Source organism: bacterium (assembly GCA_021372775.1).
Taxonomy (GTDB): domain Bacteria; phylum Acidobacteriota; class Polarisedimenticolia; order J045; family J045; genus JAJFTU01.
Map to the genome: position 1 here is coordinate 1 of JAJFTU010000483.1, position 10,184 is coordinate 10,184.

The 10,184-nt window shown below is 74.1% G+C and carries 8 protein-coding genes; 1 reads left to right on the forward strand and 7 read right to left on the reverse strand.

Annotated elements, in window-relative coordinates; genetic code table 11:
• Positions 1–283: 283 nt before the first annotated feature.
• Positions 284–1,606 (forward strand): protein kinase, encoded by a 1,323-nt coding sequence (locus LLG88_16550; protein ID MCE5248518.1) that lies wholly within the window; start codon positions 284–286, stop codon positions 1,604–1,606.
• 81 nt (positions 1,607–1,687) lie between these two features.
• Here the strand turns inward: LLG88_16550 and LLG88_16555 are convergent, their stop codons facing one another.
• The 7 genes from LLG88_16555 to LLG88_16585 form a co-directional block, all read right to left on the reverse strand.
• Positions 1,688–2,275, reverse strand: a complete 588-nt coding sequence (locus LLG88_16555; protein ID MCE5248519.1) for a hypothetical protein — start codon at positions 2,273–2,275, stop codon at positions 1,688–1,690.
• Positions 2,276–2,425: 150 nt separating this feature from the next.
• Positions 2,426–3,028, reverse strand: coding sequence for a hypothetical protein (locus LLG88_16560; GenBank protein ID MCE5248520.1), 603 nt, complete (start codon positions 3,026–3,028; stop codon positions 2,426–2,428).
• Positions 3,025–3,666 carry a hypothetical protein gene (locus LLG88_16565; protein MCE5248521.1) on the reverse strand — a complete coding sequence of 214 codons (642 nt, stop codon included), beginning with the start codon at positions 3,664–3,666 and terminating at the stop codon, positions 3,025–3,027. Before LLG88_16565 ends, LLG88_16560 begins: the two co-directional genes overlap by 4 nt.
• Positions 3,667–3,745: 79 nt before the next feature.
• Positions 3,746–6,208 carry a primosomal protein N' gene (priA, locus tag LLG88_16570; protein ID MCE5248522.1) on the reverse strand — a complete coding sequence of 821 codons (2,463 nt, stop codon included), beginning with the start codon at positions 6,206–6,208 and terminating at the stop codon, positions 3,746–3,748.
• On the reverse strand, positions 6,198–8,219 hold the full coding sequence (locus LLG88_16575) for a urocanate hydratase (protein MCE5248523.1): 2,022 nt from the start codon (positions 8,217–8,219) through the stop codon (positions 6,198–6,200). The genes priA and LLG88_16575 overlap by 11 nt, the downstream gene beginning before the upstream one ends.
• A 91-nt stretch (positions 8,220–8,310) precedes the next feature.
• The gene (locus LLG88_16580) at positions 8,311–9,177 is read right to left on the reverse strand and encodes a transporter (GenBank protein ID MCE5248524.1); all 867 of its coding nucleotides are present in this window, start codon (positions 9,175–9,177) and stop codon (positions 8,311–8,313) included.
• A 179-nt stretch (positions 9,178–9,356) separates the two neighbouring features.
• A complete protein-coding gene (locus LLG88_16585) occupies positions 9,357–10,181 on the reverse strand; it encodes a uracil-DNA glycosylase (protein MCE5248525.1) in 825 nt (274 codons plus the stop codon).
• Between the last annotated feature and the right edge of the window lie 3 nt (positions 10,182–10,184).

Here is a 10,184-nt window from a genome sequence, read left to right on the forward strand (position 1 = left end):
TGGGAGGCGCGCTTCCACGCGCTCCAGCCGTACACGATCCTCTTCCGCCCGCCGCGCCTCGTCGGCCTGCGGACGCGGGTCCGCGGCGCCGCGTCGCTTTCGGCCGACGACCCGCTGCGCGGCGTCGAGGACTGGTGGCTCGAGGAGACGCCGCGGCCCTGAGCGGGCCCGCGGCGCGTTCCCCGCGGCGGCGCGGCGGCCGTCCGCGGTCCGGCCCGCGGGAATCCGCGCTAAGATCGACGACGCGAGCGCCGCGCGGCGCATTGCGGGGGACGGCGGGACGTTGATCGACGCCTACGTGGACGCCAACAAGCGGTACCGGATCCTCAACGAACTCGGCGCCGGAGGGTTCGCGCGGGTCATGCTGTGCCGCGACCGGATCTCCCGCGAGGTCCGCGCCGTCAAGGTCGCCAACCGGATGGGCGACGAATCGCTGCTGCGCGAGGCGCGCGGCCTGCGCTTCCTCTCCCACCCCGGGATCGTCCGCGTCCACGACGTCGGCGAGGACGAGCGCGGCCGGCTCTACATGGTCATGGACTACGTCGAGGGGCCGACGCTGCGCGACTTCCTCGAGTTCCACCACAAGCTGCCGGCCGCCGTCGCGCTCGACATGGCGGTCGAGGTCGCCGAGGCGATCGAGGCGATCCACGCCGACGGCCTCGTGCACCGCGACCTCACGCCGTCGAACATCATCCTCGACCGGCGCACGTTCCGCCCCGTGGTCTGCGACTTCGGCATCGCCCGCGACCTCGGCCTGACGACGCAGACCGGCTCGGCCGCGGGCACGCTCGCCTACATGCCGCCGGAGCAGATGCGCGGCCGGGCCACGGCGCGCACCGACGTCTTCGCCCTCGGCGTCGTGCTGTTCGAAATGCTGACCGGCCTCTGCCCGTGGGGCGAGGCGCGCACGGCGATCATCGCCTACCGCATCCTGCGCTTCGACCGGCGCCGCCTCGCGCGGCAGATGGGGCTCGTGCCGGAGAAGCTCCGCCCCGTCCTGATGCGCGCCATGGCCCGCGACCCGCACGAGCGGTTCCCCTCGATGGCCGCCTTCCGCCGCGCGCTCGGCGAGGCGGCGCCGCGGCGGCGCGGCCGGACGATGGAGCAGCTCCTCGACGCCTACTACGACATCCGCCGGGTCTGCGCCGGCTGCGGCGCCGACCTGATCACCCACATGCGGTACTGCCCCGAGTGCGCCGACCGCAAGCGGCTCGTCTGGGCCGACCAGCTGCCGACCCGCTGTCCGCGCTGCGGCTGGGAGAAGTCGCCGACCTGGGCCTACTGCGCCTGGTGCGGCGCGGAGTGCCTGCGGCCGCGCGAAGGGAAGGACCTTCTCGCCGCGCGCGGCAAGTGCCCGGCCTGCCGCAAGGCGACGCCGCTCTACGCCCGCTTCTGCCCCCACTGCCGCGAGCGCCTCAGCTGGGACGTCGAGTTCAAGATCCCCTGCCCGAAGTGCGGCTGGGGCGTTTCGGCGAAGTGGCGCGGCTGCCCGTGGTGCGGGCGGAAGCTCCAGCGGCGGCGGAAGGGCGCGCCGCTCGAGGAACCGGCCGCGCCGCCCGCGACGGCGGGCGCGGCGCCCGCCGTCGCCTCGCGCAAGTCCGGCTGACGGTCCCGCGTTTTTCGCGGGGGCCGCGCCGCGCGTTTGCCGCGCGGGCGGCCGCTCGCCGGACGCCGCCGCGGCCGTCCGCTAGAGCTTGAAGCGGACGACGATCGGGGCTTCCAGACCTTCGCCGGTCACCCGCAGCGCGAAGGCGCGTCCCTTGAGGTCCCCGGCGGGGCGCGCGAAGTAGAGCGTGTCGGCGAACCACATCATCTTCGGCACCTCGACGACGTCGGCGAGGACGTCGGCGCGCGGCGTCAGCGGCGGGAAGAAGTTCGCCTCGAGCCGCCGGTAGCCGTTGAACTGCGCCGGCAGGAAGTCGAAGAACAGCTTCGCGTGGCGGACGTCGACGCTCCGCTGGCGGCCGGTCGCGCGCACGTCGGCGACGGAGAGCAGCGGGTACTCCTTCCCCTGTTCGTCGATCAGCGTGAACGACGCGCGGGCGAGCTTCACGTTCGTCAGCCGGTGGTTGCAGACGGCGACCGGCAGCGGCAGCACGACGGCCGTCGGGTCGAGCCGGGCCGCGGAGACGTTGACGAGGACGGTCGCCTTCCCTTCCTCGCCGTACGTCTCGCGGAACTGCGACTTGCTGAGGGACGGCTCGCCGGCGACGGCCGGCGCGACGAACGACGCCGCGACGCACGCGGCGGCGATCACGAAGACGCTGCGGTTCATGGGCGGTCCTCCGAAGGGCGCCGGCGCGCTGCGCCGCGCCCGCGGGTCCTTATGCAACGACGGCGCCGCGGCCGAGAGCCGCGCCGCAGGCCAGGATGCGACCGATGCGCCGTCCTCCGCCGCGGACGACGCGGCGCCGCGGGAGGACGGTCAGAGCGGAGCGGAGAACGCCGCGGCGTTGGCGCGCGCGACCGCGGCGAGCCCCTCTTCGAGGGCGTCGACGTCGATAAAGCACCCCGCGGCCCGCACGGCCTCGCCGAACAGCAGCGCCGCGGGACGGACGGCGTGGAGCAGCGGCCCGACGTCCGCCGCCCCGCCCGGGGCCTCGATCATCAGCGGCGCGACGCGCGCGAGCCGCCCCAAGGCGGCGAGGTCGTACGCCTCGAGGATCGTCGCCCCCGGCCGCGGCGGGATCCATAGCAGCTCCCCGGGGACGTACCGCGCGTCCGGGTCCGGCCCGCCCGGCGGCAGCAGCCGGACCCGCGGCGCGGCGCCGGCCGGAAACGTCTCCCCCGGACGCGCCACGGCGCCGGCGGCGAACGTCGGCCGCGGCGCGCCCGCCCGGCGCCAGACGATCCGCGCCGCGAGCGGCGGCAACGCCGCCGCCACTTCCGCCGCGGCCTCGACGTCGAGGGCGTACGGCTCGTCGCCCCCGACGACGAGCACGGCCCCGTCGAGCCCGAACCGGCCGACCTCGCGCGCCTGGCGCGGATCGGCCGGCCCGAGCAGGACCGTCTTGACCGGCCCGCTCACTTCACGTGGACTTTGACGAAGACCGGCTCCTTGAGCTCGGGCGCGCTCAGCCACAGTTCGAGCTTCTTGTCCTTGATCGAGCCTTTGGGATGCGGGAAGTAGAGCATGTCGGCGGTCCACATCCGCAGGTTGAGCTCGACCTTGTCCCGCACCACGCCGCGCCGCCCGAGCCGCGTCGTCGTCAGCACCGGGAAGAAGACCGACGGCTGGTGGACCCAGGAGTCGTAGTACCCCTGCGTGACCTCGAAGAAGTGGTCGGCGGCGTTCCAGTCCCCGTTCGAGAGGACCCCCGTCCGCCGCATCTCCTGCACGCTGGCCAGCGGATAGCGGTTCCCCTCCTCGTCCACGAGGGTGAACGACTCGCGCGTCAGCGTGATCCGCGGCATCGACTTGTTGGCGAGCGCGAAGGCGATCGGGATCAGCTGCTTGTCGTCGCGCCAGACCGTCGCCGAGACGTCGACGGTGAAGATCAGCAGGTTCCCTTCCTCGATGTAGGTGCGCGGCGTCAGCCGCGGGTGGTAGCCCGGCTCCTGCGGCAGCTTGCGGTCGAACAGCGCGCAGCCGGCGAGGAGGACGAGCGACGCGACGAGCGGCGCGGCCGCGACCCGCCGGACGAAGGTTCGGGCGCCTTCGGTCATGGGATGCCTCCCGCGGGCCGCGGGGGCCCGCACGACGTCATTCTACGGCGGCGGGGCGGACGCAGGGGCGCGCCGCGGCTCACATCAGCGACTGCGGATCGACGTCCACGACGAGCCAGCGCGGCGCCGCCCCCTCCTCGGCCGCGATCCCCTCGAGCGCCCGGCGGAGCGCGTCGTTCAGCCGCCGCCGCGCCTGGGCGCGCACGACGATCTGCACCCGCCAGAGCCCCTGCAGCCGGGCCAGCGGGGCGGCGGTCGGTCCGAGGACGGCGACGTGCCCGTCCCCCGCCGCGCGCAGCGCCTCGGCGACGCGGCGCGCGTTCTCCTGCGCGCGCCCCTGGTCGGCGTCGCGCACGACGACGTTGGCCAGCGCGGCGAACGGCGGGCAGCGCAGCAGCTCGCGCCCCGCCATCTCCCGCGCCGCGAAGGCGCGGAAGTCCTGCGCCAGCGCGGCGGCGATCGCCGGATGGTCCGGCTGGTAGGCCTGCACGACGACGAGCCCCGGCCGCTCGCCGCGTCCCGCGCGCCCCGCGACCTGCGTCAGCAGCTGGAACGTCCGCTCCGCGGCGCGGAAGTCGGGGAGGCGCAGCGCGGCGTCGGCGTTGAGCGCGCCGACCAGCGTGACGCGCGGGAAGTGATGCCCCTTGGCGATCATCTGCGTGCCGACGAGGACGTCGAGGTCGCCGCGCCCGAAGGCGCCGAGCAGCTCGGCGAGACGCTCCGGCGAGCGGACGGCGTCGCGGTCGAGGCGGCCGACGCGCGCCCCGGGCAGCGCCGCCGCGAGAAGCTGCTCCGCCTGCTGCGTCCCTTCGCCGACCTCCGCGAGATGCGGCGAGGAACAGCTCGGGCAGGCCTCGGGACGCGGCCGCGAATAGCCGCAGTAGTGGCAGCGCAGCCGCTCCCCCACGCGGTGCCAGGTGAGCGGCACGCTGCACGAGGGGCAGCCGACCGCCTCGCCGCAGGCGCGGCAGAAGATCGCCCGCGACCAGCCGCGGCGGTTCAGCAGGACCATCGCCTGCTCGCCGCGTCCGAGCGCCGCCTGCAGCTCGGCCAGCAGCCGGCGCGAGAACGGCGTCGCCTTGCCGCGCTCGCGGAACTCCGCCCGCATGTCCACGAGCTGCGCGCGCGGCAGTTCCCCGCCGGCGACGCGCCGCGGCAGCTCGACCAGCTCCGCCTTCCCCGCGAGCTGCAGCCGCCACGCCTCCATCGACGGCGTCGCCGAGCCGAGGACGACGAGCGCCCCCGCCTCGCGTCCGCGGACCAGCGCGAGATCGCGGGCGTGGTAGCGCGGCGTCTCCTCCTGCTTGTAGCCGCCGTCGTGCTCCTCGACCACGACGACCAGCCCGAGGTCGCGCACCGGCGCGAAGAGCGCGGAGCGGGCGCCGACAACGACCTTCGCCTCGCCGTCCCGCGCGCGGCGCCAGGCGTCGAACCGCTGCCGGTCGTCCACGCCGGAGTGCAGCGTCGCCACCCCCTCGCCGAAGCGGCCGCGAAGCGCCTCGGCGACGCGCGGCGTGAGGCCGATCTCCGGCAGCAGGACCAGCGCCCCGCGCCCGCGCGCCAGCGCGTGCTCGACGAGGCGCAGGTAGACCTCGGTCTTCCCCGAGCCGGTCACGCCGAAAAGCAGGGCGGCGTGAAACGCGTTCGCGTCGATCCGCGGGGCGAGGCGCGCGACGGCCTCCCGCTGCTCGTCGGTGAGGCGCGGCGGCGGCGCGACCGGCAACCCGGTTTCCGGCGCTTCGGCCGGCGGCAGCTCCTCGACCTGCGGCGCGAGCAGTCCGCCGCGCACGAGCGCCGTCGCCGCGGCCGGCCCGACCCCCGCCTCGCGCGCCAGTTCCGACGCGGGGCGCGGCGGCCCGGCCAGCGCGGCCTCGAACAGCTTCAGCCGCGCCGGCGCGCGGCCGAGGCGGGCGCGCGCCGCGTCGGGATCGGCCGCCGCCTCGGGCGAAGGGACGAGCACGATCCGCGTCGCCGGCGCGCCCCGTTCCTCGCCGATCTCCTTGTCGATCGCGACGAAGCCGGAACGGAGGAGTCGGCGCATCTCCGCCTGGCTGCCGGCGTGCGCGGCGAGCGACGCCGTTCCCGCGCGGCCGCGCGGGCGCTCGGCGAGCCAGCGCAGCGCGTCGGGGGCCGTCGGTTCGTCGAGCGCGCGGCGTCCCGCGTCGGTCAGGCGGGCGACGCCCTTCACGACCGGCGAGGCGGCGGCGGGAAGGGCGGCGCGCGCCATCTCCCCCGGCGGGGCGACGTAGTAGTCGGCGGCCCAAAGGACCGTCGCCAGAAGATCGGGAGGCAGGGCCGGAGCGCCCTCCGGATCGAGCGCGCCGACGAGGTCCTTCAGTTCGACGTCGGCGGGAGCTTCGGCGACGCGTCCGACGACGACGCCGACCACGACCCGCTTGCCGAGAGGGACCTTGACCCTCGCCCCCGGGACCGCGGCGGCGGCGAGCGCCGCCGGGACCCGGTAGGTCAGAGGACGGAACAGCGGCGCCGGCACGGCGACTTCGACGAAGCCGCCCTCCGGCGCCGGACGATCAGAGGCCAACGCCGTCGAGCGCGCCGTCGAGCACGGCGGGGTCGGCCGTTTCGGGGAGCGTGACCTTGAGCCGCGGCTCGTCGGCCATCGCCTTCTTGATCGCGTGGACGGCGCCCTCGTTGCGCGCCCAGGCGCGGCGCGCCACGCCGTTGGCGACGTCCCAGCAGAGCATCGTGCGCGCGCGGCGCGAGGCGTCGGCGCCGCCGTCGAGCAGCATCCCGAAGCCGCCGTTCGTCACCTCGCCCCAGCCGACGCCGCCGCCGTTGTGCAGGCTGACCCACGTCGCGCCGCGGAAGGCGTCGCCGCAGAAGTTCTGCACGGCCATGTCGGCGGTGAAGCGCGAGCCGTCGCGGATGTTGGCCGTCTCGCGCCACGGCGAGTCGGTGCCGGAGACGTCGTGGTGGTCGCGGCCGAGGACGACCGGCCCCTTGAGCCGGCCGTCGGCGACGGCCTGGTTGAACGCCTCGGCGATCATCCGCCGGCCGTCGCGGTCGGCGTAGAGGATCCGCGCCTGCGAGCCGACGACCATCTTGTTTTTCCCCGCCTCGCGGATCCAGCGCAGGTTGTCGAGGTTCTGCTGGCGCGTCTCTTCCGGCGCCGCGGCGGCGAGCTTCTCCAGCGTCTCCGCGGCGAGGGCGTCGGTCAGCGCGAGGTCCGCGGGGTCGCCCGAGCAGCAGACCCAGCGGAAGGGGCCGAAGCCGTAGTCGAAGCAGAGCGGCCCCATGATGTCCTCGACGTACGAGGGGTAGCGGAACTCGCCCGGCGCGCGGTCGACGTCCGCGCCGGCGCGGCGCGCCTCGAGCAGGAACGCGTTGCCGTAGTCCCAGAAGTGCATCCCGCCCTTGGCCAACTCGTTGATCGCCGCGACGTGCCGGCGCAGCGAGGCGTGCACCTGCTCCTTGAACCCCTCGTGGTCGTTCTTCATCATCGCCCGCGCCGCCTCGAAGGAGAGGCCGGCCGGGTAGTAGCCGCCGTAGTACGGGTTGTGGAGCGAGGTCTGATCGGAGCCGAGCTCGACGCCGACCCCGTCCTTGGCCATCTTCTCCCACAGATCGACGATGTTGCCGAGGTAGCCGATCGAAACCGCTTCCTTGCCCCGGCGCGCCTTGTCGATCCGCGACAGCAGCCGGTCGAGGTCGGTCTCGTACTCCATCAGCCAGCCCTGCTCGTGGCGCTTCTTGAGCGCGGCCGGGTTGACCTCGGCGATCACGCCGACGGCGCCGGCGATCACGGCCGCCTTGGCCTGCGCGCCGCTCATCCCGCCGAGGCCGGAGGTCACGAAGACCTTTCCCGCCAAGTCGCTGTTCAGGTAGAGCCGGCCGGCGTTGAGCAGCGTGATCGTCGTGCCGTGGACGATCCCCTGCGGCCCGATGTACATGAAGCTGCCGGCGGTCATCTGGCCGTAGCTCGTCACGCCGAGCGCGTTGTACTTCTCGTAGTCGCCGGGGACGGAGTAGTTCGGGATCATCATCCCGTTCGTCACCACGACGCGCGGCGCGTCGGAATGCGACGGGAAGAGCCCCATCGGGTGGCCGGAGTAGAGCGCGAGCGTCTGCTCCTCGGTCATCTCCGAGAGGTACTTCATCGTCAGCAGGTACTGGGCCCAGTTCTGGAAGACCGCGCCGTTGCCGCCGTAGGTCACCAGTTCGACCGGATGCTGCGCGACCGCCGGGTCGAGGTTGTTCTGGATCATCATCATGATCGCCGCGGCCTGGCGGCAGCGCGCCGGGTAGTGGTCGATCGGGCGGGCGTGCATCGCGTAGGCCGGACGGAAGCGGCGCATGTAGATCTTGCCGTCTTCCTTGAGCTCGCGCGCGAACTCCGGGGCGAGGCGGGCGTGCCAGGCCGGCGGGAAGTAGCGCAGCGCGTTGGCCAAGGCGAGGCGGCGCTCGGCCGGCGTCAGTTCCGGACGGCGCTTCGGCGCGTGGTCCACGCCCGGAAGGTCGGGCGGCGGGGCGGGAATCGACGCGGGGATGCCTTGGCGGATTTGGCTCTGGAACGACGGCAGATCGACGCTCATTGCAGGGTCTCCGAAGACGGTGGGAAGACCCCGCGATTATAGCCGCCCGCCCGCGCCGCGGCAGTCCGCGCGACGCCGACGCGACCGCGCCTCACCGCGCGGCGGCGCGCGCCTTCCAGACCGGGGCTTCCCACGAAACGTAGAGAAACACGCCGGCGTCGGGACTGTCCTTCGTCGCGCCGATCGGCAGCGCCGCGCCGAGCACCAGCTGTCCCGACTTGAAGTTGAAGGCGCGCCGCATCCCGGGGCTGACGATCAGCTGGTTCGTCGATTCGGTCACGCCCGGCGCGATCGGCGTGCGGACGCGGATCCCGACCACTTCGAGCATCAGGTTGAAGGACGGCGTCGTGTGCCAGATCAGGCTCGCCCCGGCGGAGACGTTCGACGATTCGGAGCGGAACGGACGCCCCGCGTCGTCCACGAAACGGGCGCGCGGAATCCACGTTCCGCCGACGTTGAGATGCGCCGCGAAGTCCGCCGACAGGCGGCGGCTCCACGGCAGGTTGACCTGCGCCCCCCACGCGCCGTTTCCCGTCCCCCCGCGCCAGTCGCCGGTCGGGAGCACGGCGGAGAGACGGGGCGCGAACCACCAGCCCCGCTCGCTTCCGCCGAGCAACTGCCGCCGGTAGTTGAGCAGCACGTCGCCGACGCCGTCGGCGCCGCCGTCGTCCGGCTTGGTCGAGAACGGCACGGTCGCGCTGAGCTGGTTCCGCTCGTCGGGAACGGGCCACTCGCTCGTGAACGTGTTCTGCCAGTTCCGGCTCCCGCGGACGTACTGGAAGCCGAAGATCCACTGTACGACCCCCGGCTCCTGGTTGTACGCCTCTTCGATCAGGAACGAGTTGTCCTGGATCGCCTCCGGCCAGGCCGGCGGCGCGGGCGCCGGTTCCGCCGCGGACGCGGCGCCGCCGAGCGCGATCGCCGCGAAGCACGCCGCCGCCACTGTCCGCAGGCTCATTCCCGAACGACCTCCAACGGGGGCGGACCCCGACGAAGGCAACCTCGTCCGCGGAGAGTCCGGACGCAAGCCCGGCGGCGCGGCTGAAGGAAGCGATCTCGCCGTCGGACCGGACGGTGACGAGCGTCGTCGCGCGGCGCGAAGGGGCCGTCGCGTCCGCGGGGCTGCCTGAGGCGAACTCAGTCGCGCGGCTTGGGCGGCGAGAGGCCGAGGCGCCTCATGACGTCCTGCATGTCCTCCCACACCGGCCGCTTCGCCGGCGGATTGCGCAGCAGATACGCCGGATGGAAGGTCACCTTGAGCGGAACCCCCTCGAACTCGTACCACGTTCCGCGGACGCGCGTGATCCCCGGCAGCTCGAGCCCGGTGAGCCCTTCGACCGCCGTCTTGCCCAGCGCGACGAGGATCTCCGGCTTGATCGCCCGGATCTGCGCCTTGAGAAAGCCGATGCAGGCGGCCCGCTCGTCGGGGAGCGGCGTGCGGTTGTTCGGCGGCCGGCACTTCACGATGTTCCCGATGTAGACCTGCGGCCGCGAGAGCCCCATCGCGGCGATGATCTTGTCGAGCAGCTGCCCGGCGCGGCCGACGAACGGCTCCCCTTTCAGGTCTTCGTCCGCCCCCGGCCCTTCGCCGACGAACATCAGCCGGGCGTGCGGGTCGCCGACGCCGAAGACGAGCTTCGTGCGTCCCTCGCAGAGGCGGCAGCGGCGGCAGTCGCCGATCACTTCCCCGCGCAGCCGCTCGAGCGCCGCTTCGGGGCGACCGCGTTCCGCTTCCAAAATCGCCGCGATCGCCGCGGCGTCGGCCGCGTTCGTCGCCGCGTCGGCCGCGTTCGTCGCCAAGACCTCGGCCGCGGGCGTCGCGGCCGCGGCGGCGGCGCGCGGCGCGCGGGAACGACTCGCCGCGGCGTCGCCGGTCGGGGCGGCGGCGCGCGGCGCGGGAGCGGCCTCGCGCGTCCGCGCCGCGCGGGCCGCGGACGACGCGGTCGTCGTCGGCTCTCTCATCTC